We start from the raw sequence: 23,235 nt of genomic DNA, 5'->3' as shown, positions 1-23,235 counted from the left end.
AGGGTAACGGCGGGTGCTGCTGGGAGAATTCAGGACATGAAATACAAGACCGGCCTGATCGCGTTGGGCGTGCTGGCAGCGGCTACGGCGCTGATGGTGTTCTTCGTCCTTCCGAACATCGACAAGGACAAGGCCACCGAGGCCACGCAGCAGGCGGCGCAGCAGGACGCGCCGGCGGCTGCGGGCACCTCGGCAGCACCGGCGCCCGAGGCCGGTTCGGCCGGCGGCAAGACGGCGCGCACGGAAGCCCCGGCTGCCGACGGCGCGGCCGCAGGCGGCAGCGGAACGGCGGCGCAAGGTGCGCCCGAAGGCGACGCCGCGGCGTGGCAGGCCCCGTCCTTCGACGTCCTGCGCGTCGAGCCCGACGGTTCCACCGTCGTCGCCGGCAGGGCCGAGCCCAACAAGACGCTGCAGATCCTGAACGGCGAGACGGTGGTCGCGACCACCGCCGTCAACCCGTCCGGCGAGTTCGCCGCCGTGTTCGACCAGCCGCTCGCCGTCGGCGATCACGAGCTCACCCTGCGCATCCTCGGCGAGGGCGGTTCGGCCAAGACCTCCGAAGAGGTCGCGACCGTCTCGATCCCGAAGGACAAGGGCGGGGAGCTGCTGGCGATGGTCTCGAAGCCCGGGGCCGCGAGCCGGCTGATCACGGTGCCCGAGACGGCTTCCGGTTCTCAGGCCGGTGCCAACACGAATTCGGAGGTCGGACAGGGCACTGCTCCGTCCGCCGCGCAGCCATCTGCCGCGGGCACCGCGGAGACCGCCGCGGTCGCGCCGCAGGCGGGCGCTGCGGCTTCGACGGGCGAGACCGCGCCGGCGGCAGCCGGGACCGGCCCGAACGTGCGCATTTCCGCCGTCGAGCTGGAGGGCGACCGCATGTTCGTCGCCGGCAGCACCAATCCGGGCGCGCTGGTGCGCATCTACGCAAATGACAAGCTGCTCGGCGAGATGAAGGCCGATCCGGACGGACGCTATGTCGTCGACGGCGTGATGCCGCTTGCCGTCGGCCGCCACACGATCCGCGCCGACGTGATGAGCGCCGATGCGGCTACCGTCGAGCTGCGCGCCTCCGTGCCGTTCGACCGGCCGGAGGGCGAGCAGGTGGCGGTCGTGGCCCAGGAACCCGCGGCCGGGAACGGTGCGCCCTCCCTCGGCCTGATCGACAACGGCACCTTCGACATGCTGCGCGCCGAGGCCAACAAGGCCGTCGGCCTGCTCGGCAGCCTCTATGACGGGGGACGTCAGCCGAGCGCCGAGGAACTGGCGGCGGCGCGCTCGGCAACCGAGATCGCGCTGCAGTCGCTGGCCCAGTACAAGGCGCCGCCGGGCAGCGCCGGTGAGCCGATCGCGGCGAAGACCGGCGCCGTCGCAGCCGATGCGCTCGCCAAGCTGAAGGCGCTGCCGAAGGATGCCGCAAGCGTCGGCCAGGCCGTCGGCGAGATTTCGGCTGCGGTGAAGGATGCGCTGACGCCGGCGACGACCGGCAACGCACCGCTCGTGGCGGCTGCCCCGGCCGTCGACATCGCCGCGCTCGAGACGCGTGCGCTGGACCTCGGCCGTAACTTCGCGGATCTCTTCGCCGCCGGGCGCAACGCCCTGCCGGACGAGATCGGGACGGCGCGCGCCAGCCTGCAGCAGACGCTGGACGAGATCATCGCCTATACCGCCCCGACCGGCACGGACGCCATGCGCCTGGCGGTCGTCGACCAGCTGAAGGTCTGGGCGCGCAGCACCGCGGCCGCCCTGTCCGGCGTGCCGGCGGGTGCGACGGGCGAAAGCTATGCGGGCGTGGTCGCCGCGCTGAAGGCGGCGCCGGAGGCGTTGCTGTCGCAGGCACAGGTCGCGACCGCAGGCAGCGATCCGGCTGCCGCGTCCGGCAACTCGTCGGGCGGCGGCGCACCCGTTGCCAGCGATGCCCAGCCGGCCGGAAGCGGCGCGCAGGCCTCGGCGGCGCAGCCGCAGACGGTCGAGCAGGAGCCGCTGCAGCAGAGCAAGAACTCGGTGATCATCCGCCGCGGCGACACGCTGTGGCAGATCGCCCGGCGCGTCTACGGCCAGGGCGTGCGCTACACGACGATCTATCTCGCCAACGAGGACCAGATCAACAATCCGGACCGGATCCGGCCCGGCCAGGTCTTCGGCGTGCCGAACGAGGCGATGCCGGAGGCCGAGGCGGAGGAGATCCACCGCAAGCACGTCAGGGGCAAGTGAGGCGGCGGGGGCTTTTCCCGCGCCGGCACATTGTTTCTGACGGCGATCCATCCTATCTCACATCATGCGGCGTCCTCGGGGCGCCGCATTTTTTCTTGAACGCATGAGCCGGCGCCGGCCGGCAGCCGGAGGCGCGCGTGGCGGCCACAACGAAGAAGACGGTTTCTGCCGACAGCAGCAATCCTTTCGGAACCATCGTCAATCTCTGGCCCTACATGTGGCCTTCCGATCGGCCGGACCTGAAGATGCGGGTGGTATGGGCGACGCTGTTCCTGCTCGCCTCCAAGATCGTCCTGTTGCTCGTTCCCTATTTCTTCAAATGGGCGACGGACGCGCTGAACGGCCGGATGGACGCGGTCGACCTGCTGCCGTCCTTCCTGCTCGGCGCGGTCATGCTGGTGATCGCCTACAATCTCGCCCGCATCCTTCAGGCCGGGCTGAACCAGCTGCGGGATTCGTTGTTTGCCAGCGTTGGCCAGTACGCGGTGCGCCAGCTCGCCTACCGTACCTTCGTCCACCTCCACCGGCTGTCGCTGCGCTTCCATCTGGAGCGGCGCACCGGCGGCCTGTCGCGCGTGATCGAGCGCGGCACCAAGGGCATCGAGACGATCGTCCGCTTCACCATCCTCAACTCGGTCCCGACGATCATCGAGTTCCTGCTGACGGCGATCGTCTTCTGGGCCGGCTACGGCTTCAGCTACCTCGCCGTCACCGCCGTCACGGTGGCGCTCTACATCTGGTTCACCGTGCGCGCCAGCGACTGGCGCATCGCCATCCGCCGCTCGATGAACGACAGCGACACCGAGGCAAACACCAAGGCGATCGATTCGCTGCTGAATTTCGAGACGGTGAAGTACTTCGGCAACGAGGAGATGGAGGCGAGGCGCTTCGATCAGTCCATGGAGCGCTACGAGCGCGCGGCGACGCAGGTCTGGACCTCGCTCGGCTGGCTGAACTTCGGCCAGGCGCTGATCTTCGGCATAGGCACCGCGATCATGATGGTGATGTCGGCGCTCGCCGTCCAGCGCGGCGAACAGACGATCGGCGACTTCGTCTTCGTCAATGCCATGCTGATCCAGCTGTCGATCCCGCTCAACTTCATCGGCTTCGTCTATCGCGAAATCCGCCAGGGGCTGACCGACATAGAGCAGATGTTCGATCTCCTGGAGGTGGAGGCCGAGGTGGAGGACAGGCCGGATGCGACCCCGCTCGCAATCGGCACCGGCGCGATCGCCTTCCGCGACGTCCATTTCGCCTATGATCCGGCCCGCCCGATCCTGAAGGGCGTCTCCTTCGAGGTCCCGGCCGGCAAGACCGTCGCCGTCGTCGGCCCCTCGGGCGCCGGCAAGTCGACGCTGTCGCGGCTGCTCTATCGCTTCTACGACGTGCAGCAGGGCGAGATCACCATCGACGGCCAGGACGTGCGCGCGGTGACGCAGAAATCGTTGCGCCAGGCGATCGGCATGGTGCCGCAGGACACCGTGCTGTTCAACGACACGATCGCCTACAACATCCGCTACGGCCGGCCGTCGGCGAGCGACGAGGAGGTGCGGGCGGCAGCCGACATCGCCCAGATCTCGGGCTTCATCGAGCATCTGCCGGGCGGCTTCAAGGCGATGGTCGGCGAGCGCGGCCTGAAGCTTTCGGGCGGCGAGAAGCAGCGCGTGGCGATCGCGCGGACGATCCTGAAAAGCCCGCCGATCCTGATCCTCGACGAGGCCACCTCGGCGCTCGACAGCCGCACCGAGCAGGAGATTCAGGCGGCCCTCGACCTGGTGTCGAAGAACCGCACCACGCTGGTGATCGCCCACAGGCTTTCCACCGTGGTCGGCGCCGACGAGATCATCGTCCTGAAGGACGGCCGGATCGCCGAGCGCGGCACCCATGCGCACCTCTTGCGCCACGGCGGTCTCTATGCCTCGATGTGGAACCGCCAGCGCGAGGCCACCGAGGCGGAGGAACACCTCAAGCAGGTCCGCGAGGCCGACGAACTGGGCATCGTGGTGCGCCAGCCGGCGGCGGGCGAGTGAGGCGGACGGCCGCTATGGCCGCGCCGCGCCCGCGAAGGTCCGGTCGGCCAGCGTCGGCAGCATCCAGCGGAAGGCGACGCTGCGGGCACCCTGGAAGGTGAGCAGCGCCAGCCACAGCCCGGTATTGCCGAGCAGCGGCTGCAGCACCGCCCAGGCGGCGAAGTAGATGACCAGCGAGGCGAGCATCAGGTTGCGCATCTGCCGCGACCAGGTGGCGCCGATATAGATGCCGTCCATCTTGAAGGCGACGAGGCCGACGAGCGGCAGCACCACGACATAGGGCAGGTAGTCGCCGGCGAGGGCCACGATCGCGGGCGAGGGCGCGGTCATCTCGATCACCCAGCCGCCGAGCAGCAGGAACGAGACCGCGACGAGGCCGGCAAAGACGAAGCCCCACAGCGTCGTCAGCGACAGCATCCGGTTGAAGGCCGGCCGGTAGCGCGCCCCGATCGCCCGCCCGGCCATCTGTTCGGCCGCCGTCGCGACGCCGTCCAGGAAGGCGACCCCGAAGAAATAGAAGCGCAGCAGGATGGTGTTGGCCGCCAGCACCTCGATGCCGAGCACGCCGCTCTGCCGGGTGAAGAAGGAAAGCCCGATCAAAAGCGACAGCGAGCGGATCATCATGTCGCCGTTGACCGAGAACATCCGCTTCAGTGTCGCAAGGTCCGGCCGGCTCCAGGCATGCCGGTCCGTCCGGGCCGCGACGAGGACGATGCCGGCGAGCGTCGTCACCGCTTCGGCGACGAGCGAGGCACCGGCAACGCCCGCAAGCCCCCAGTCCAGTTCGAGCACCCAGTAGAGGCTGAGGGCGATGTTGAGGCCGTTCAGCAGCGTCTGCAGCAGCATCGCCGTCAGCGCTTCGCCGCGGCCGATGATCCAGCCGAAGATGACGAAGTTGACGAGCACGAACGGGGCGGACCAGACGCGCCAGAAGAAATACTCCCCCGCCGCCGTGGCGACCTCGCCCTCGGCGCCGAGCAGCGCCAGGCCGAGCGCGCCGATCGGCCCGTGCAGCAGAAGGATCAGGAGGCCCGAGACCAGCGCGATGACGAGCCCGCCGAGCAGCATCCGCTGCTCGGAACGGCGGTCGGCGGCGCCGATCGCCTGGGCGGTGAAGCCGGTGGTGGCGCCCCGCAGGAAGTTGAAGGAGACGAAGATCACGTCGAAGATGACGGCGGCGAGCGCGACGCCGCCGACGAGCGCCGCATCCTGCAACTGGCCGATCACGCCGGTGGCCACGAGGCTGACCAGCGGCGTCGACAGATAGGCGACCATCATCGGGATGGCGATGCGCAGCACGTCGCCATGCGAGACCGTGAACGGTCTGGCAGCGCCGGCCGGACTGGAGATCGAGGCGCTCACGCGGTCCTCTGCTCCGGCGTTGCCTCGGCCGCGCGAAAGCCCGACCGGGTCGGAGCCTTCAGCGTCTCGCGCGTGTCGCACAGGGCCTCGAGCCCGGACCCTGCGCCGGGCCGGAGCACGCTGTCGATGACGTCGACGGGGGTCTGCTCGCGCACTCCATCATCCTTCCGCGTGGCTGTCGTGCCGGGTCAGGTTACGTTCCCGCTGCCTGCCACGCTAGTGCAGATCGGCGGCTTGTCCGCTGGTCGTGGCCCTTGTCCCCGTCATCGTGCTCGACAGGGAAAGCTCGACGGCCGCATCCGCATGCAGCAGCGTCGAATCGAAGGTCGGGATGTCGAAGTCGTCCGGGCCGACGAGCAGGCCGATCTCGGTGCATCCGAGGATGACGCTGTCGGCGCCTGCCGCCTTGCCCGCCTCGACGACCTGGATGTAGCGCTCCTTCGAACTCTCCTTGACGATGCCGCAGCACAGTTCGGAAAAGATGATGTCGTGCACGGCCTGCCGGTCGGCGGCATCCGGAATCAGCGCATCGATGTCGAAGGCCTGCTTCAGGCGCTGGCGATAGAACGCCTGCTCCATCGTGTAGCGCGTGGCGAGCAGCAGCGGGCGCCGGCAACCGGCGGCGGCCACCGCCTCGCCGGTCACGTCGGCGATATGGACCAGCGGCACGCCGACGCTCGCCTGAACCTCGTTGGCGAGCAGATGCATCGTGTTGGTGCAGATCAGGATCATGTCCGCGCCTGCGTCCTCCAATTCCCTTGCGACCTGGCCGAGCGCGTCGGCCGCCTCGTTCCACGCCCCGGCCTTCTGGAGCGTCACGATACGGTCGAAGTTGACGGACCGCAAAACCACATCGGCCGAATTCAGGCCGCCGAGCCTGTCGCGTACCTGTTCGTTGACGCGGCGATAGTAGACCGCCGTGCTTTCCCAGCTCATGCCGCCGAGCAGCCCGATCCTTTTCATGCGTTTCTTCCGTCCGTGTATTGCTGATGGGAGAAAGGATAGGGCAGGGCGGGTGCGGTGAAATTGCGTTTTTCCGCTATAGACCCCGAAATTCGTCAATCTCATCCTGGCAATTTGCCGATTTGCTAGGATGAATTTGCAGAAATTCGCCAACCTGTGAATTCTCACTCTACTGCCTCTTCGTTTGATGCTTTACAGCATGGTCGTTTTCTTGATCCAATAAGGGAGACGGCCGATCCGGCCTTGCGGTGTTCGGCGCGGAAATTCGCCGAGGATCCGGCGCAAGAGAAGAATGAATTGGTCACGAACCGTGCCCGATTGAGAAAACGCTTTGCAGGCCCCGGGTCGGGCGCAATGAACGGAGACTGCATGTTCGACCAGATCGACCGAAAGATCATCGATATCCTCCAGCAGGACGCCAACAAGTCCGTCGTCGACATCGCCAACGAGGTCGGCCTGTCGCACACGCCCTGCTGGCGCCGGATCAAGCGCATGGAGGACATGGGGCTGATCCGCAATCGCGTGGCGCTCGTGGACCGGCGCATGGCGAATGTGGGCATGACGATCTTCATCGCCATCAAGGTGCCCCGCCACAACTCCGTCTGGCTGGATGCCTTCCGCAAGGAGATCCGCGACATTCCGGAGATCGTGGAGGCCTACAGGCTGACCGGCGAGACCGACTACCTGCTGCGGATCGTTGTTCCCGACATCGAGGTCTACGATCAGGTCTACCAGAACCTCATCAACAGGCTGGAGTTCTCCGACCTTTCCTCGTCCATCGCCATGGAGGAGATGAAATTCACCACCGCGCTGCCGACCAAATACATGTAGCGCAGGCAGATCGCTTCACATTAAGAGAAGACAGGAAACATCTGATGCGCATCGGCATTCCGGGATCCGGACTGGCCGCTTTTGGCATCGCCCTCCATTCCGGCGCGATGGAACAGGATCTCGCCGCGCAGAACGATCGCCTGCCCGATCCGGGGCTCGACCGGCCGTCGCCCTTGGACTCGAAAACCCTGTGCGAGAAGGGCTGCACCTGAACGCTGCGGCCGGCCCGGCAGGGGCACGGGCGCAACGGGTTCTCGCCCCCTTGCGGCGGCGACGGCCGGCAGGCCGGACGGGGCGCGCCATCGGCGATTGCCCGGCCGCATCATGCCTCCCACATTGCCCCGGCCGCGGTTTCGCGCTAGTTGCAGGGCACTTGAAACGGAGAGATGGCATGAGTCTGGTCGATACGGTGCGCAACACGCTGGTTCCCGTCCACCGCGACGGGTGGAAGTTCGTTGCCATCTTCTTCGTGGTGTCCGTCATCCTCGGCTACCTGTGGGAGCCGCTGATGTGGCTGGGCTTCGTGCTGACCGCCTGGTGCGCCTATTTCTTCCGCGATCCCGAGCGCGTCACCCCGCAGGATCCCGACCTGGTCATCAGCCCGGCTGACGGCCGCGTCTCGGCGATCGCCATGGTGACGCCGCCGCTCGAGCTCGAGCTCGGCTCCGAGCCGATGCTGCGCATCTCCGTGTTCATGAACGTCTTCAACTGCCATGTGAACCGGTCGCCGATGCGCGGCAGCGTCCGCCGCATCGCCTATCGGGCCGGGCGCTTCCTCAATGCCGAGCTCGACAAGGCGAGCCAGGAGAACGAGCGCAACGGCCTCGTCATCGATACCGCCCATGGCGAGATCGGCGTCGTCCAGATCGCCGGCCTCGTCGCCCGCCGCATCGTCTGCTGGACCTCGACCTTCGATCACCTCGAGGCCGGCGAGCGCTTCGGCCTGATCCGCTTCGGTTCGCGCCTCGACGTGTTCCTGCCGGCCGGCGCCGAGGCGCGCGTCGCCGTCGGACAGACGGCGATCGCCGGCGAAACGGTGCTGGCCGAATTCGGGACGGCGAAGGGACCGGTCCTGGGACGCCGGGGTTGAAAGAAGACGGGGGGCGCACGATTTCGGGTTCGTTGATCCGTCGAGACGAGATTGCGTGCGCCCTGTCCTGCAAGCAAAGCGAGCCGAGATGAAGACGCCGTTTCACCCCTACGAGCCGAACGGTCCGAACGACGAAGCGCGCGGGCCGCGCCTGCGGCAGATCCCGCTTCGGGTCATCATTCCGAACATGATCACGATCCTGGCGATCTGCGCCGGATTGACCGGCATTCGCCTTGCCTTCGAGAACCGCTACGAGCTCGCCGTCGGCATGGTGCTGCTGGCCGCCTTCCTTGACGGCATCGACGGCCGGGTCGCCCGGCTGCTGAAGGCCACGTCGAAATTCGGCGTGCAGATGGATTCGCTGGCCGACATCGTCAATTTCGGCGTCGCGCCGGCGCTGGTGCTCTACGTGTTCATCCTCGACCAGGCGCGATCGGTCGGCTGGATCGCCGCGCTGATCTTCGCCATCGCCGCCGGCCTGCGGCTCGCCCGCTTCAACGTCATGTCGGAACGCGAGACCAAGGCCTCCTGGCAGTCGGAATATTTCGTCGGTGTGCCGGCGCCGGCCGGCGCCATGCTGGTGCTGCTGCCGGTCTATGTCGGCTTCCTCGGCCTTGCCCCCAGTCGCCCCTTCGCCCTGGTCGCTTCCGCCTATACGGTGCTGATCGCCTTCCTCCTCGTCAGCCGCGTGCCCGTCTGGTCGGGCAAGTCGGAAGGCAGCCGCATCCGCCGGGATTTCGTCCTGCCGGTGATGCTGGTCGTCGTCATCTATGTCGCGACCCTGATGAGCTTCACCTGGGAAACCATGGTGGTGACGGTCGCCATCTATCTCGCCTCGCTGCCCTTCGGCGCCCGCGCCTGGTACCGCAAGTATGGCGGCTGGCCGGCGGCCGACACGGCCGTGGAAAACCACTTCCCCGGCGAGGAAGAGGACGAGCCCGAGCCCGAACCGCGCGACGGCCGCTAGTTTCGCCTATCCAGTCCTGACATCGATATCGACTGCCACTGGCGGGCGCGCATCGGCGCGCCAGCGACAGGTCGGCATGCGCTCGCGGCGCCTCAGCCTTGCGTAAACGCAAGTATGGCCGACTTGCGCGCGTCGTCATTCGATGATACTTAACTCGGTAATTACTAGCGTGCTAATTATAGTTGGGCTAAGAAATGTTACCGACGAACCCGAGAGACGTTGTCCTGGAAGAGCTGTCCCGCGCGGGCAGGAAGATGCGGGCGCTCTTCGATGCCCGGGTGCGGGCGAGGGGGGTGACGCTGTCGCGTGCGCGGACGCTGCTGATCCTGCGCCGGACGCCGCGGCTCAACCAGCGCGAACTCGCCGAAGAACTCGACATCGAGACGCCGACGCTGGTGCGCCTGCTCGACGGCATGGAGAAGCAGGGCTTCATCGAGCGGCGCCATGTCGAAGGCGACCGCCGCGCCAAGCAGATCGTCCTGACGCCGGAAGGCGAGAAGGCCGCCGATGAGATGGTGGCGCTGGCCCAGGACCTGCGCCGCGACCTCCTGGCCGAGATCAGCGACAAGGACATCGCCACCGCCGTGCGCGTATTGCAGCAGATTTCCTGCGCCGCCACGACCTCCTGCCGGGAAGGCGTGTAGCAATGCGCACCGCCATCATCAGCGACGGGGAGATCCACGCTATCGGCAAAGCCACCGGCGCCGTTCCGATCGCCGCCAACGACGATCCGCCACAGCGCGCGGCCGGCCCGGCCGACCGGCCCGGTCACGCCGCGGGCGCCGGGCCATCGCCTGCGCCGCAAGCAGGCCCCGCGGCAAGTCCTGCAGCGGGCCTCCCGTCCTACGCCTACTTCGCGACCTCGGCGCTGCTGCTTTTGACGCAGGGCTTCGGCATGAACATGATCGCCGGCAACCTGCCGCAGTTGCAGGGCGCCTTCAGCGCCACCCAGAACGAGGCCGCCTGGCTGATTGCGGCCTATCTGGCGCCGAACGTCAGCCTGTCGATGGCGCTGGTGAAGGTGCGCAACCAGTACGGCCTGCGCCGATTTGCCGAATGCGGCATCCTGGTTTTCACGCTGGTCTGCATCCTGCACCTGTTCGTCACCGACCTCGACGCTGCGATCGCCGTGCGCTTCTTTGCCGGCGTCGCCGCGGCACCCCTGTCGAGCCTCGGCTTCCTCTACATGATCGAGAAGCTGCCGCCGGAGCGGAAACTGCGCCACGGCATCCCCGCAGCACTGACGCTGATCGCCCTCATGCCCTCGCTCACCCGCATCATGTTTCCGACGCTGTTCGAGATCGGCGGGGTGCACGGGCTCTACCTCTTCGAACTCGGCCTCGCCATGGCCAGCCTCTGTGCGATCTACCTGCTGCCGCTGACCTCGCCGCCGCTGATCAGGGCGATCGAGCGGCTGGACTTCGTCAGCTATCCGCTGATGGCGGTCGGGCTCGGCGCGATGGCGATCGTGCTGTCGACCGGTCGCCTCTACTGGTGGTTCGAGGCCCCCTGGCTCGGCGAACTGCTGGTGCTGTCCATCGTCTGCCTGACGCTCGCGATCGTGATCGACCTGAACCGCGCGCGCCCCTTCATCGACGTCCGCTGGTTGCTCAGCCCCGCCATGCTGCATTTCACCGCCGTGCTGCTGCTGTTCAGGCTGCTTCTGACGGAACAGACCGCGTCCGCCACCAATTTCTTCCTTGTCCTCGGCCTGCAGAGCGACCAACTGACCGGGCTCTACACCGTGATTGCGATTGCCGCCGTGATCGGCGGCACGGTCTGTGCCCTGGTCAATCGCCCCGGCCGCGAGCCCTATATCCACCTCGTCTGTCTCATGCTGATCGCTGCCGGCGCCTGGATGGACAGCTATGCCACCAACCTGACCCGCCCGCACGACATCTACATCAGCCAGGCGTTGATGGCACTCGCCTCCGCCATGTTCCTGCCGCCGGCCATGGCCCAGGGGATCGCGGAGGCCTTCAAACGCGGCCCGAACCACTTCCTGACCTTCATCCTCGTGTTCCTCGCGACGCAGAACATCGGCGGCCAGCTCGGCTCGGCCGTGTTCGGGACGATGATCACGCTGCGGGAGAAGTTTCATTCCAACGTTCTGGCACAGTCGATCACGCTGACCGATCCGCTCGTCTCCAACCGCGTGAGCCAAATGTCCTCGACCTACGGCCATACGCTGACCGACAGGGCGCTCCTCAATGCCGAGGGCACCAGCCTGCTCGCCCAGCGGATCACCCGCGAGGCCAATGTGCTGGCCTATAACGACGTATTCCTCGCGATCGCCGCGCTTTCGCTCCTCGCCGCCATCGGCCTGGTGCTGCACCTCGCCTTCAACGCCATCCGGTTCCGCATGCGGGACGCCGTTGCGGCCTGACGGCCGGCGCGCCTCCGGAACCACACTCGAGTAACGACCATGAAGAAGATCATCAAAAGCCTCGCCTCCGCCGCCGCCATTGCGATCGGCATCGCCGGCGTCACCCTCGTCCTCTACGCCTGGGACCTGCCACCCTTTCAGAGTGCGGTGCAGGTCACCGACAATGCCTATGTCCGCGGCTCCGTCACCCTGATCAGCCCGCAGCTCTCCGGCTATATCGTCGACGTTCCCGTCAAGGACTTCGAGCACGTCAAGGCAGGCCAGCTGCTGGCCAGGCTCGACGACCGCATCTTCGCCCAGAAGGTGGAACAGGCCAAGGCGACGCTCGCCGCCCAGGAGGCGGCATTGGCCAATTCGATCCAGCAGGAGAACTCGGCCAAGGCCAAGATCGGCGCCAGCGAGGCGGCCGTCGACAGCGCCAGCTTCGCGCTGCGTCGCGCCAACGAGAACTGGAGCCGCGTCGAGAACCTCGCCACAAAGGGCCTCGTGGCGGAGAGCGAGCGGGAGCAGGGCAGGGCCACGCTCGACCAGGCGCAGGCCGCCGTCGACCAGGCCAGGGCGGAACTGGAAGTCTCGCGCCAGGACCTGCAGTCGATCGTCGTCAACCGCGACAAGCTGAAGGCGGACGTCGACGGCGCCGAGGCGGCCGTCCAGCTCGCCGAGATCGACCTCGCCAACACCGCCATCACCGCCCCGCAGGACGGCACCGTCGGCGAGGTCGGCGTCAAGCTCGGCCAGTACGTGGCGGCCGGGACGCAGCTGATGGCCGTCGTGCCGAACGGCACCTGGATCATCGCCAATTTCAAGGAAACCCAGTTGAGCCGCATCCGGCCGGGCCAGGCCGTCACCTTCACCGTCGATGCCCTCGATCACCTGCAGCTGCGCGGCCATGTCGAGCGCTTTTCGCCTGCCGCGGGCTCCGAGTTCAGCGTCATCAAGCCCGACAACGCCACCGGCAACTTCACCAAGGTCGCCCAGCGCGTGCCGGTCCGCATTGCGGTCGATCCGGGGCAGGAGGCGGCAAGCCGCCTGACGCCCGGCCTGTCGGTGGTGGTCAGCACGGTGGTGGACGGAGGCGGGACGGCCGCCGTTCAGACCGCCGCGCAGACGAACGGCTGAAATCCATGGACGCCGGAGCCGGGCACCGGCCATGTGATCTGATCCGCATGCCGGATGCTTTGACCACCCGTCATGTCGGAGACGATCCGGCATTCGGCACGCGCAAGTCTTTGTGCGATAAAGCATTTTCTCACGCCGCCGACGCGGCGTGGCTGGATGCCGGATCAAGTCCGGCATGACGGGGAACGGGAGGATGCGGGCCTATCTTCATGGCATGGATCTAACCGGAAGAGATGACGCGCGAAGCGATCACAGCCCGTGCAGGTAATATGCGATGTCCTGCCAGTGGGAGTTCATGGCCTCTATTCGGTCGAGCTTCCATTTCCGCGGCCAGTTCTTGATGGCTTTTTCACGAGCGATGGCATCGGTGACGAGGTCGTGCTCCTCAAACCAGACGAGCGTCTTGATGCCGTAGCGAGTTGTGAATTCCGGCGTGAGATCGTTTTGGTGCTCGTAGAGCCGACGTGGCAGGTTAGTCGTCACTCCCGTGTAGAGCGTGCCGTTGCGCTGTGAGGCGAGGATGTAGACGTATCCCTTCATGACATCATGATGGGCGCGGTAATATCAAAATTCAATCGTGGGTAGCGTTTGGTGTCACTCACCCTCCGTCATGCCGGCCCCCGAGCCGGCATCCAGCCGCGCAAGTCCTCGCGCGATAAAGCATCTTTTCGTCGCAGGCAGGGCGCTGCCGGACTCCGGATCGAGTCCTGCATGGCGGGTGGGCGGAGGTCTGTGGGCCTCGAAGGAGAGGGCCCAAGGCCCCGTGGCCTACTCCGGCATGCGATAGTCGACGATCTTCTTTTCGCGGACGATGAAGAGCTTGCCGGTCTCGGTCATGCCGGGGCCGAGGAGGGGCATCAGCGTCTCGGCGACGGCGGAAGGGTGCGGCACGGTCTCGGGATCTTCCCCGGGGACGGCCTGCGCCCGCATCGCCGTGCGGGTGGCGCCGGGGTCGACGGAGAGGATGCGCAGCGGCGTGCGCTGCGTCTCGCCGGCCCAGGTGCGCGCCAGCGCCTCGACGGCCGCCTTGGAGGCGGAGTAGGGGCCCCAGAAGGGCTTGCACTTGTGCGCGGCGGACGAGGACAGGATCAGCGCCCGGCCAGCGTCGGATTTCAAAAGCAGCGGCTCGACCGAGCGGATCAGCCGCCAGGTGGCGTTGACGTTGATCGTCATCACCTTCTCGAACACCTTCGCCTCGACATGGCCGATCGGCGAGATCGTGCCGAGCACGCCGGCATTGGCGACGAGGATGTCGAGCTTGCCCCAGCGCTCGTAGATCGAGCCGCCGAGCTTGTCGATCGCCGCCATGTCGGCAAGGTCGAAGGGCACCAGCGTCGCCGTTCCGCCGACCGCGTTGATGGCGTCGTCGAGTTCCTCCAGACCGCCGACGGTGCGCGCGCAGGCGATCACATGCGCGCCGCGCTTGGCGATCTCGAGCGCGGTGAAATAGCCGATGCCGCGCGAGGCGCCGGTGACCAGCGCGATCCTGCCCTTCAGGTCGATGTCCATCATTGTCTTCCCATGCCGTGCGGCCAAAAAAGAAGGCCGCGTCTCCGCAGCCTTCTAGAGCGTTTGCCGGCGAATGGAAACCGTCCGGCGGCCTCAGCCGTTGCTGGCGAGCACCGAGACCTTGCGACCCATCGTCTCGCCATCCTTGTCGAGCAGCCGCGTCGGGTAATCGCCGGTAAAGTAGTGGTCGGTGAATTGCGGCCGGGCGTCGTTGCGGTCCTCGCCGCCGACGGCGCGGTAGAGGCCGTTGATAGACAGGAACTGCAGCGAATCGGCGCCGATGTACTTCGCCATCGCCTCGACGTCGGCATACTGGTTGGCGAGCAGCTTGTCCTTGTCCGGCGTGTCGATGCCGTAGAAGTCCGGATAGAAGATCATCGGGCTGGCGACGCGGATGTGCACTTCCTTGGCGCCGGCGTCGCGAATCATCTGCACGATCTTCAGCGAGGTCGTGCCGCGCACGATCGAATCGTCGACGAGCACGACGCGCTTGCCCTCGATCATCGCCCGGTTGGCCGAATGCTTCAGCTTCACGCCGAAGGCGCGGATCTGCTGGGTCGGCTCGATGAAGGTGCGGCCGACATAGTGGTTGCGGATGATGCCGTATTCGAACGGGATGCCGCTCTCCTGCGCATAACCGAGAGCCGCCGGCGTGCCGCCGTCCGGCACCGGCACGATCACGTCGGCCTCGACCGGATGCTCCTTGGCGAGGTTGATGCCCATGTTCTTGCGGGCGACATAGACGCTGCGGCCGCCGACGACCGAATCGGGCCGGGCGAAATAGACGTATTCGAACAGGCACAGCCGCTCGGGCTGGCCGTTGCCGGCCTTGCGGGCGTCGATCGACATCGAGCCGTCCGGCTGGACCTCGCAGATGATGACCTCGCCGTTCTCCACGTCGCGGACGTATTTGGCGCCGATGATGTCGAGCGCGCAGGTCTCCGAGCAGAAGATCGGCTTGCCGTCGAGCTCGCCCATCACCAGCGGACGGATGCCGGTCGGGTCGCGGGCGGCGATCAGCTTGGTCCGCGTCATCGCCACCATCGAATAGCCGCCCTCCATCTGGCGGATCGCGTCGATGAAGCGGTCGGCGGTCGAGGTGTAGCGCGATCGGGCGATCAGGTGCAGGACCACCTCGGTGTCCGAGGTCGACTGACAGATGGCGCCGCCGGCGATCAGTTGCCGGCGCAGCGTCAGCCCGTTGGTGAAGTTGCCGTTGTGGGCGATCGCGATGCCGCCGACCTCGAGTTCGGCAAACAGCGGCTGGACGTTGCGCAGCGCCACTTCGCCGGTCGTCGAATAGCGCACGTGGCCGATCGAGATGTTGCCCGGCAGCTTCGAAAGCGTCGCCGGATCGGTATAGTGGTCGCCGACCAGCCCCATGCGGCGCTCCGAGTGGAAGCGCAGCCCGTCGAAGGAGACGATGCCGGCGGCTTCCTGCCCACGGTGCTGCAGCGCGTGCAGCCCGAGTGCCGTCAGCGTCGCTGCATCCGGATGCCCGAGTATGCCGAAGACGCCGCATTCCTCATGAAGGGTATCATCGTCCGCCTCATGATCGGAACGGTGGTCGGAAACGGAAAGTTCGGTCATGTGCTGCAAGCCTTTGATCGACGGTACGGGGTTGCGCGATTTTCGTTTCTTCGGTGGCAGGATCGGGCCATCGGACCGGGCCTGCCGGGGCGCGGTCCTCTCACTTGCGCGACCGCGACGCCTATATATGGGAGCCTGAACGACTTTACCACCGAAGTCCGAAGGCTTCAGTGGTAGCGAAAAGCACTCTACCAGATTTCCACTACGGCTGCCCTCGCGAAAATGCGGGGCAGCCCTGCATTGTCATCCGCACGTCATCCGTTGGTGGCCGGTGCCTCTTCCGCCGGCTCCTCGCCGGTGGCGGGCGCCTGGCCGGTGGTTCCGTCCGTGCCGTCTGCCGGGGCGTCGGTGCCCTCGGCAGGCGCTCGGCGGCCGAGCAGGCGGTCGCGGATCTCGGTATCGGCGTTCTCGGGCAGGAGCGCGATCAGCTTGGTGCCGAGGTTGTCGAGCAGCGGCTTCGACTTGGCGCTGCCGACCCAGGACGGCTGCTGCTGCGCCGGCACGAGCCAGTTGAAGAACAGCATGGCGACGACGACGATCAGGATGCCGCGGGCCGCACCGAACAGGAAGCCGAGCGTGCGGTCGAGCGCGCCGATGCGGCTGTCGATGATGAAGTCGGCAATCCGCATGGTGATGAAGGAGATGACGATCAGCGCCAGCAGGAACACGACGCCGGCCGAGCCGATGATCGCCACCGTGTCGCTCGTCGTGTATTCCTTGGCGTAGGGGACCAGCACCGGATAGAGGAAGTAGGCGGCGGCGGCGGCGCCCACCCAGCTGGCGACTGACAGGACCTCGCGCGAGAAACCGCGCACCATCGCAAGCACCGCCGAGAACAGCGCGACGCCGATGACGATGCCGTCGAGAAGAGTGATGGGCATGTTTGTCTTACTCCAGACCAGGAATGTCTTGCGACCCGGACGCGGTTTGTGGCGGCACTCTAGCCGATCGCGTCTGCGGCGTCTCAATTCGGTTCATCGGCAACGAACTGTTTCCACAAAGCTTTGCCAATTTCGCGGCAGCCCGCCAAGCGGCGGCCTGCCCAGTCGTCGTTCCCTCAATCCCCGTCCTCGGCGCGCATCAGCGCGCCCTTGGAGCCGGCGATCCGCGCCACCAGGTCCGGCAGGCTGTCAATCTCCTGCCAGCGCCCGCCGTTGCCCCTGGGCAGTTCGGCCGAGCCCGCAGGCAGGACCGCTTGCGAAAAGCCGAGCTTTTCCGCCTCCTTGAGGCGCTGGGCGGTGTGCGAGACCGGCCGGACGGCGCCCGAGAGGCTGACTTCGCCGAAATAGACGCAATCGGCGGGCAGGGCAAGGCCGGCCAGCGACGAAACGAGCGCGGCTGCGACGGCGAGGTCCGCGGCGGGTTCGGAGATGCGAAAGCCGCCGGCGATGTTGAGATAGACGTCGTGCTGGCCGAGGCGGACGCCGCAATGGGCCTCGAGTACGGCGAGGATCATCGAGAGCCTGGCCGAATCCCAGCCGACGACGGCACGCCTCGGCGTGCCGAGCGAGGTCGGCGCCACCAGCGCCTGCACCTCGACGAGCACCGGCCGGGTGCCCTCCATGCCGGCGAAGACGGCCGCACCCGGCGACTTGGCGTTGCGCTCGCCGAGGAACAGCTCCGACGGATTGGCGACCTCGCGCAGGCCCTTGTCGGACATCTCGAACACGCCGATCTCGTCGGTCGGCCCGAAGCGGTTCTTGACCGTGCGCAGGATGCGGTAGTGATGGCCGCGGTCGCCCTCGAAATAGAGCACCGCGTCGACCATGTGCTCGACGACGCGGGGCCCGGCGATCTGGCCTTCCTTGGTCACGTGGCCGACGAGCACGACGGCGGCACCCGTCTGCTTGGCGAAGCGGATCATCGCCTGCGCGCCGGTGCGCACCTGCGTGACCGTACCGGGCGCGGATTCGACGATGTCGCTCCACAGCGTCTGGATCGAATCGATGATGGCGAGATCCGGCCGCTTGCCGTCGGCAAGCGTGGCCAGGATATCCTCGACATTGGTCTCGGCCGCGAGCAGCACGTCGGTCTCGGCGGCACCCAGGCGCTGGGCGCGCAGCCGGATCTGCGCCACCGCCTCCTCGCCGGAGACGTAGATGACGCGCTGGCCTTTGCGTGAGAGTGCTGCGGCCGCCTGCATCAGCACCGTCGACTTGCCGATCCCCGGATCGCCGCCGACGAGCACGGCCGAGCCGCGCACGAAGCCGCCGCCGGTCACCCGGTCGAGCTCGCCGATGCCGGTCGAAACCCGCGGCGCCTCCTCGATCTCGCCGGAAAGCGTCGTCAGCGCCACCACGCGGCCCTTCTTCGGCGTCTTGCCCGGGCCGCCGCCGATGCCGCCCATCGGATCTTCCTCGACGACGGTGTTCCATTCGCCGCAGGCGTCGCATTTGCCGACCCAGCGCGCATGGACCGTGCCGCAGTTCTGGCAGACGAATTGGGTCCGGGCCTTGGCCATCAGGTCTCGCTTTCGGTGAAATCGTCCGGCGACAGCTGCTGCCGGCCGTGGAGGATGCGGATGATATGGAGATGGGAATCAGTCAGCCGGAAATATACTGCCCGCTCGCGATAGGTAAAGGAACGCAGTCCCGGGCTGATCTCGTCCCGCTTGATCCCGGTCAGGCCGAGATCGGCAAGCTGGAGCAACTTCCCATGGATGTCGAGAACGAACCGATCGGCGGCCGGTGAGTCCCGTTGCGCAATATACCGATGGATGGCACGCAGATCGGCGCGCGCCGTCGTGGTATAGGCGATGCGCCGCCGCTTAATGGTCGGACTCCGCCCTGCGGACGATGTCCTCCAGGAGGCTCTCGGCAGTATCGTATTCGTGGAAGCGACCTGCGCGAATGTCGGCGTCGCCCTCTTCGATCAGCCGCCGCAACTCCGCCAGCTGCAGTTCGTCGCGCTCGAGCAGGCGCAGGCCCGCCCGCACGACCTCGCTGGCATTGTTGTAGCGGCCCGAGCTGATCTGCTCGTCGATGAAATGCTCGAAATGGTCGCCGACCACGATGGATTTCTTTGCGTTCGACATGCCGCCCTCCGAAATTTGCGGCGATCCTACCACGTGGGAAGAACAATTCCTACCGGCTGGCCTCGATGTAGTCCCGGCGGTAGCGCGGGCCGAGGTTGGTCAGAAGCACGTAGTCGATCGTGCCGCCGGCACGCGAGACGACGTCGATCGGCATATGAGGGCCGAACAGCTCGATGAAGTCGCCGGCATGGACGGCGCCGGGCGGCAGGTCGGTCACGTCGAAATGGGTCAGGTCCATGGTGACGCGGCCGATCAGCGGCACGTGGTGGCCGTGCAGATAGCCCTTGGCACCGGTGGTGACGGCCTGCCGCAGCGGCACGCCGGCGCTGGACAGGCTGCGCAGATAGCCGTCCGCATAGCCGATCGCCGCCACCGCGATCCGGCTGTCCCGGGACAGCACGGCGGAGGCGCCGTAGCCGACGCTTTCGCCGATCCGCGCCTCGCGCACCTGCAGGATCCGCGCCTCGGCCTTCACGACGGGCTTCATCGGGTTCGGCTCGCCGTTGACCGCCGCCCCGCCATAGACGGCGATGCCCGGGCGGGTCATGTCGAAGTGGAAGTCCGCGCCGAGGAAGACGCCGGCGGAATTCGCCAGGCTGGCCTCGACCCCCTCGAAGGCGTTGGCGGCGGCGCGAAAGCGGTCGAGCTGCATCCGGTTCATGGGGTGCAGTGGCTCGTCCCCGCAGGCGAGGTGGCTCATGATCAGCACCGGCGAGAAGCTTGCCGGGCGGGCCGGGTCGTGGGCCAGGGCGGTCGCCTCGGCGACCGTGAGCCCGAGGCGGTTCATGCCGGTGTCCACCTGCAGCACGCAGGGGTGATCACCGTGTTCTGCGATCGCCGCCATGAAGACGGCCAGCTGCTCGCTGGACGCGATGACCGGCACCAGGTCGTGGCTGAAGAACAGCCGCTCCGAGCCCGCCCACATGCCCGAGAGGACGTAGATCCGGCCATCGGGAACCACGGGCCGGAGGGCGGCCCCCTCCTGCGGGGTGGCGACGAAGAAGTCCCGCGCGCCGGCCTGGTAGAGGGTGCGCGCGGCCGGCTCGAGCCCGGTTCCGTAGGCGTTCGCCTTGAGCACGGCGGCCGTGCGGGCCTTTCCCGACTTGCGGGCCATCAGTCGCCAGTTGTCGGCGAGCGCTCCGAGGTCGATGGTGACACGTGCCGGTTCCTCGCCGGGAAAATCGTCCGACGAGACCGGAGCGGAGGAGGGAAAACCGTTGTTCGTCATTTTTCTGCAATACAGTCTCCGGCTTCTGGCAGCAACAGGATTGCGTCTCAGTGAATTTCCGTTAGAGCTTGGCGCGGAAGGACAATTCTGGGGTGATTTTGTCAGGTATGCCTCCGCTTTGCGTGTAGGCAATTCTGTAGTTTTGAAGTCGAGAGGTTGAACAGCGAGCATGCCAAGACATATCGCCACCGCCTCGCTGGCGCTGGTTCTCACCGCGGCGTCCTTCGTCCGGCCCCTCGGCGCGCAGGAGACGCCGGACCCGTCGCCGGAGCTGCGCGACGCCTATGCGACACTGCTCGGCCTCGATCTCGACGGCGAGCAGCCCGTCCGCGACGGCCGCACCGACATCTACCGCTCGAACCTGGACAACCCCGCCGCGCCGCGCCTCGTGACCCGGCTGGAGGTGAGCGGCAACGAATGCCGCGTGCGCACCACCTCGGCCCTCCAGTCGCCGGGCGAATGGGCGGTGCTTTCGTTGACGATGATGGATTTGAAGCGCATCCAGAGCGCCGTCGCCTATGGATCGGTCGACGACCTGATCGCCGGCAGGAACCCGTTGCGCCCCGGCGACGCCGCCGCCCGCCAGCTCGTGCTGAAGGGCGACCACCTCCAGTGCACGAGCCGGATTTCCCTCGCCGACGAAGCGGAAACGCCCGTCAGCAGCTGTCACGACCGGCTCGATATCTCGATGATGGACGAGGCCCAGGTGGCGAGGGTCCAGAAGGCCGTCGCGCTGTTGACGGAGAGGTGCGATATCGACGCGCTGCGGCCGTAGCGCCAGGTCCTGATCCGGGTCAGGAGAGCGACGCCTGGGGACGCCGATCGGGCGTGATCCCGAGCATCTGGCGCAGCGGCACCGATGGGCGCAGCAGGTCGGCAAGCGTATAGCCGTCGAGGACGTCGAGAAAGGCGGCCGCCGCGGACGAGAGGGCGCGCTTCAGCACGCAGGCCGGCTGGATCACGCACACGATCTGCGCGCCGGGCTCCAGACAGGGGACGATGGCGAAGTCGGGCTCGCAGGCGCGGACGATGTCGCCGATGCTGATCTCGCTCGCCTCGCGGGCAAGCCGCATCCCGCCCTGTCGCCCGCGCACCGTTTCGATGAAGCCCTTCTGCCCCAGTTCGTGGGTGATCTTCATCAGATGGGCGCGCGAGATGTCATAGGCCTCGGAAATCTCCGATATCGTCGCCAGCCTGTGGGTGTTCAGGCCGAGATACATCATCATCCGCAGGGCGTAGTCTGTGTAGGCCGTCAATCTCATCGGTATGTCCCGTCTGGAAGCGGATGGGTGGACGATAGCGGGGCGGGTATCGAAGGCACGCACCCCAGAGGCCTGCCACGGCCCCGACATGCGGCGTGACGTCGCTCCCTCCGGTTTCCGCCGATCCGGTCGACGCCCTGTCTTGCCGGGCTCGGTTTTAAGATATATGTGTAATCCATCATTTGATTGCGATCAACGTTCGACAACTATTCTTCCCGTTCCATGGCTCCGGCCACGTGTTTGCGGGCTGGCTGGATCATGGAAGTGCCATTCATAGCAACGGCGATCAAGCGCAAGGCTCCGGACCGGTGCAGGGCAGGGGAGCGGCCCGGCGCGGCGGCCTGCGATTTCGGGCTTCCGCGTCCGCTGCGGCGACGGCTCCTCCACGGGACGTGACCGCCATGCCCTGCCTTCCGCACGATCCGTCCATCTATCTCGACGAAAGCACCGTCTCGGAGCTGGTCATCGATTTCTCGATGCGGCTTCGTCGCAATGCGGCGCTGCGCGCGGTCCTGAACAGGCTTGTCGGCAACCGCTGGCTGGAGTTCGAGCAGGGATTCGGTCGGATCTGCGAAAGCATTCTTCTCCAGCAGGAAATGGAGGAGGACCTAATCGATGTTTTCTTCGCGCATTTCGATGCGCTCTCTGCCGATGATCTCGCCGAGGCCGGCGGCGTGTTTCTCGACGCCTGCCTGGCGAGCCTGCCGCTGCATGCGGCGGCGTCGGTCAACGAGCTGTTCGAAAAGGCTGCGGAGGTCGTGTGCGCCGCCCTGGCCGAGAACCGCACCGCTGAGGCCGCCCACCGTGCACGGACGATCCTGACGGCCGGTCACGTCTTTCGATGAAATCCTACCCGACACCGAAAGGAATTCCCATGGCGTCGAAACCCTACAGGACGACGATGATCTTCAACGAGGAGACGCTGCCCGCAGCGCTGCGCCGCACGCACAGTACGAAGAGCGGCGTCTGGGGCGTTCTGCGGGTGATCGCCGGCAGCTTGCGCTACGTGGTCGAGGACGGCAGCGGCGTGCCGGTTCTGCTGGCGTCGGGCGATACCGTCGTCATCCTGCCGCAGCAGCCGCATCATGTCGAAGTCACGGGCAGCATGCAGATGCTGGTGGAATTCTACGATCATCATCCCGTCGTCCGCCCGGGACACGAGCCGGCCGAGGAGGCCGACCGCACGGAGCCATCCGGAACCCGGGCGGCCTATCTGAAGGAACGGCAACTCGACGAGGCCACCGTCGTCAGGGTCGTCGACACGTTCTACGGCCGCATTCGCCGCGACGCGCTCCTTGGCGAGATCTTCGACCGGATGATCGGCGACCACTGGGACCGGCATCTGCAGACGATGTACGATTTCTGGTCGTCGGTGATGCTGATGTCGGGCCGCTACAAGGGAACCCCGATGCAGAAGCACGTGTCGATGACGCAACTGACGGAGGCGCACTTCGTCCGCTGGCTGGAACTCTTCGAACTGACCGTCACGGAACTGTGCGTCGAGACCGATGCCCGCCTTTTCATGGAGAAGGCGCAGATGATCGCCCGCAGCTTTCAATATGGCATCCAGGTCGCAAGGGGCGAACTGCCGCCCCGCATCTCCGCCCGCGCCGTCTGATCGCACCGGCCGCACGGTTGCGCCGGCTCCACGAA

At 66.7% G+C, this 23,235-nt stretch carries 24 protein-coding genes; 12 read left to right on the top strand and 12 right to left on the bottom strand.

Annotated features, from left to right (window positions below; genetic code table 11):
• Positions 1 to 36 precede the first annotated feature (36 nt).
• Positions 37 to 2,211, top strand: coding sequence for a LysM peptidoglycan-binding domain-containing protein (locus P0086_RS04760; protein WP_275783067.1), 2,175 nt, complete (start codon positions 37 to 39; stop codon positions 2,209 to 2,211).
• Positions 2,212 to 2,348: 137 nt separating this feature from the next.
• Complete coding sequence (locus P0086_RS04755) at positions 2,349 to 4,241, top strand: ABC transporter ATP-binding protein/permease (RefSeq protein WP_275783064.1); 1,893 nt, start codon at positions 2,349 to 2,351, stop codon at positions 4,239 to 4,241.
• A gap of 12 nt (positions 4,242 to 4,253) precedes the next feature.
• On the opposite strand, the gene P0086_RS04750 is transcribed toward P0086_RS04755, so the two are convergent.
• From P0086_RS04750 to P0086_RS04740, 3 genes are all read right to left on the bottom strand, one after another.
• Positions 4,254 to 5,603 carry an MATE family efflux transporter gene (locus P0086_RS04750; RefSeq protein WP_275783061.1) on the bottom strand — a complete coding sequence of 450 codons (1,350 nt, stop codon included), beginning with the start codon at positions 5,601 to 5,603 and terminating at the stop codon, positions 4,254 to 4,256.
• Positions 5,600 to 5,758, bottom strand: a complete 159-nt coding sequence (locus P0086_RS04745) for a hypothetical protein (RefSeq protein ID WP_275783058.1) — start codon at positions 5,756 to 5,758, stop codon at positions 5,600 to 5,602. The genes P0086_RS04750 and P0086_RS04745 overlap by 4 nt, the downstream gene beginning before the upstream one ends.
• Before the next feature lie 61 nt (positions 5,759 to 5,819).
• Positions 5,820 to 6,566, bottom strand: a complete 747-nt coding sequence (locus P0086_RS04740) for an aspartate/glutamate racemase family protein (protein WP_275783055.1) — start codon at positions 6,564 to 6,566, stop codon at positions 5,820 to 5,822.
• A gap of 369 nt (positions 6,567 to 6,935) precedes the next feature.
• Here P0086_RS04740 and P0086_RS04735 point away from each other — a divergent pair, with 369 nt between their 5' ends.
• The 7 genes from P0086_RS04735 to P0086_RS04705 all read left to right on the top strand — a co-directional run bounded on the left by P0086_RS04735 (position 6,936) and on the right by P0086_RS04705 (position 12,959).
• Complete coding sequence (locus P0086_RS04735) at positions 6,936 to 7,397, top strand: Lrp/AsnC family transcriptional regulator (protein ID WP_112597478.1); 462 nt, start codon at positions 6,936 to 6,938, stop codon at positions 7,395 to 7,397.
• Between the two features lie 44 nt (positions 7,398 to 7,441).
• Positions 7,442 to 7,609, top strand: coding sequence for a hypothetical protein (locus P0086_RS04730; protein ID WP_275783051.1), 168 nt, complete (start codon positions 7,442 to 7,444; stop codon positions 7,607 to 7,609).
• Between the two features lie 179 nt (positions 7,610 to 7,788).
• Positions 7,789 to 8,487, top strand: coding sequence for a phosphatidylserine decarboxylase (locus P0086_RS04725; protein ID WP_112597480.1), 699 nt, complete (start codon positions 7,789 to 7,791; stop codon positions 8,485 to 8,487).
• Between the two features lie 88 nt (positions 8,488 to 8,575).
• Positions 8,576 to 9,454 carry a CDP-diacylglycerol--serine O-phosphatidyltransferase gene (gene pssA / locus P0086_RS04720; RefSeq protein WP_112597482.1) on the top strand — a complete coding sequence of 293 codons (879 nt, stop codon included), beginning with the start codon at positions 8,576 to 8,578 and terminating at the stop codon, positions 9,452 to 9,454.
• A gap of 194 nt (positions 9,455 to 9,648) precedes the next feature.
• The gene (locus tag P0086_RS04715) at positions 9,649 to 10,098 is read left to right on the top strand and encodes a MarR family transcriptional regulator (protein ID WP_112597484.1); all 450 of its coding nucleotides are present in this window, start codon (positions 9,649 to 9,651) and stop codon (positions 10,096 to 10,098) included.
• Positions 10,099 to 10,100: 2 nt separating this feature from the next.
• Positions 10,101 to 11,840, top strand: a complete 1,740-nt coding sequence (locus P0086_RS04710) for an MFS transporter (protein WP_275783045.1) — start codon at positions 10,101 to 10,103, stop codon at positions 11,838 to 11,840.
• 39 nt (positions 11,841 to 11,879) lie between these two features.
• A complete protein-coding gene (locus P0086_RS04705; protein WP_275783042.1) occupies positions 11,880 to 12,959 on the top strand; it encodes an HlyD family secretion protein in 1,080 nt (359 codons plus the stop codon).
• A 249-nt stretch (positions 12,960 to 13,208) separates the two neighbouring features.
• On the opposite strand, the gene P0086_RS04700 is transcribed toward P0086_RS04705, so the two are convergent.
• The 8 genes from P0086_RS04700 to alr form a co-directional block, all read right to left on the bottom strand.
• Positions 13,209 to 13,499, bottom strand: a complete 291-nt coding sequence (locus P0086_RS04700; protein WP_275783039.1) for a GIY-YIG nuclease family protein — start codon at positions 13,497 to 13,499, stop codon at positions 13,209 to 13,211.
• A gap of 228 nt (positions 13,500 to 13,727) precedes the next feature.
• Positions 13,728 to 14,468 (bottom strand): SDR family NAD(P)-dependent oxidoreductase, encoded by a 741-nt coding sequence (locus P0086_RS04695; protein ID WP_275784393.1) that lies wholly within the window; start codon positions 14,466 to 14,468, stop codon positions 13,728 to 13,730.
• 93 nt (positions 14,469 to 14,561) lie between these two features.
• Entirely contained in the window at positions 14,562 to 16,058 is a 1,497-nt protein-coding gene (purF, locus tag P0086_RS04690; protein ID WP_112597739.1) for an amidophosphoribosyltransferase, read from the bottom strand.
• 254 nt (positions 16,059 to 16,312) lie between these two features.
• Positions 16,313 to 16,939: a CvpA family protein gene (locus tag P0086_RS04685; RefSeq protein ID WP_112597492.1), complete on the bottom strand. Its 627-nt coding sequence runs from the start codon at positions 16,937 to 16,939 to the stop codon at positions 16,313 to 16,315.
• 176 nt (positions 16,940 to 17,115) lie between these two features.
• Positions 17,116 to 18,519, bottom strand: coding sequence for a DNA repair protein RadA (gene radA / locus P0086_RS04680; protein ID WP_112597494.1), 1,404 nt, complete (start codon positions 18,517 to 18,519; stop codon positions 17,116 to 17,118).
• Complete coding sequence (locus tag P0086_RS04675) at positions 18,519 to 18,815, bottom strand: type II toxin-antitoxin system RelE/ParE family toxin (RefSeq protein WP_275784391.1); 297 nt, start codon at positions 18,813 to 18,815, stop codon at positions 18,519 to 18,521. The genes radA and P0086_RS04675 overlap by 1 nt, the downstream gene beginning before the upstream one ends.
• Positions 18,816 to 18,825: 10 nt before the next feature.
• Positions 18,826 to 19,092 (bottom strand): type II toxin-antitoxin system ParD family antitoxin, encoded by a 267-nt coding sequence (locus P0086_RS04670; protein ID WP_112597496.1) that lies wholly within the window; start codon positions 19,090 to 19,092, stop codon positions 18,826 to 18,828.
• A 49-nt stretch (positions 19,093 to 19,141) separates the two neighbouring features.
• Entirely contained in the window at positions 19,142 to 20,320 is a 1,179-nt protein-coding gene (gene alr / locus P0086_RS04665) for an alanine racemase (protein ID WP_275783033.1), read from the bottom strand.
• A gap of 169 nt (positions 20,321 to 20,489) precedes the next feature.
• Here alr and P0086_RS04660 point away from each other — a divergent pair, with 169 nt between their 5' ends.
• The gene (locus tag P0086_RS04660; protein WP_112612989.1) at positions 20,490 to 21,095 is read left to right on the top strand and encodes a hypothetical protein; all 606 of its coding nucleotides are present in this window, start codon (positions 20,490 to 20,492) and stop codon (positions 21,093 to 21,095) included.
• A gap of 19 nt (positions 21,096 to 21,114) precedes the next feature.
• Here the strand turns inward: P0086_RS04660 and P0086_RS04655 are convergent, their stop codons facing one another.
• Complete coding sequence (locus P0086_RS04655) at positions 21,115 to 21,582, bottom strand: Rrf2 family transcriptional regulator (RefSeq protein WP_112597502.1); 468 nt, start codon at positions 21,580 to 21,582, stop codon at positions 21,115 to 21,117.
• Between the two features lie 182 nt (positions 21,583 to 21,764).
• On the opposite strand from P0086_RS04655, the gene P0086_RS04650 reads away from it, so the two are divergent.
• Both P0086_RS04650 and P0086_RS04645 read left to right on the top strand, forming a co-directional pair.
• The gene (locus P0086_RS04650; protein WP_275783028.1) at positions 21,765 to 22,427 is read left to right on the top strand and encodes a hypothetical protein; all 663 of its coding nucleotides are present in this window, start codon (positions 21,765 to 21,767) and stop codon (positions 22,425 to 22,427) included.
• 29 nt (positions 22,428 to 22,456) lie between these two features.
• Positions 22,457 to 23,200, top strand: coding sequence for a DUF1971 domain-containing protein (locus P0086_RS04645; RefSeq protein ID WP_275783025.1), 744 nt, complete (start codon positions 22,457 to 22,459; stop codon positions 23,198 to 23,200).
• Positions 23,201 to 23,235: the final 35 nt, after the last annotated feature.

This window comes from Mycoplana sp. MJR14 (genome assembly GCF_029210525.1).
Taxonomy (GTDB): Bacteria; Pseudomonadota; Alphaproteobacteria; order Rhizobiales; family Rhizobiaceae; genus Mycoplana.
Note: the sequence above shows the minus strand (reverse complement) of the source record. Positions and strands in the feature narration are given on the sequence as shown.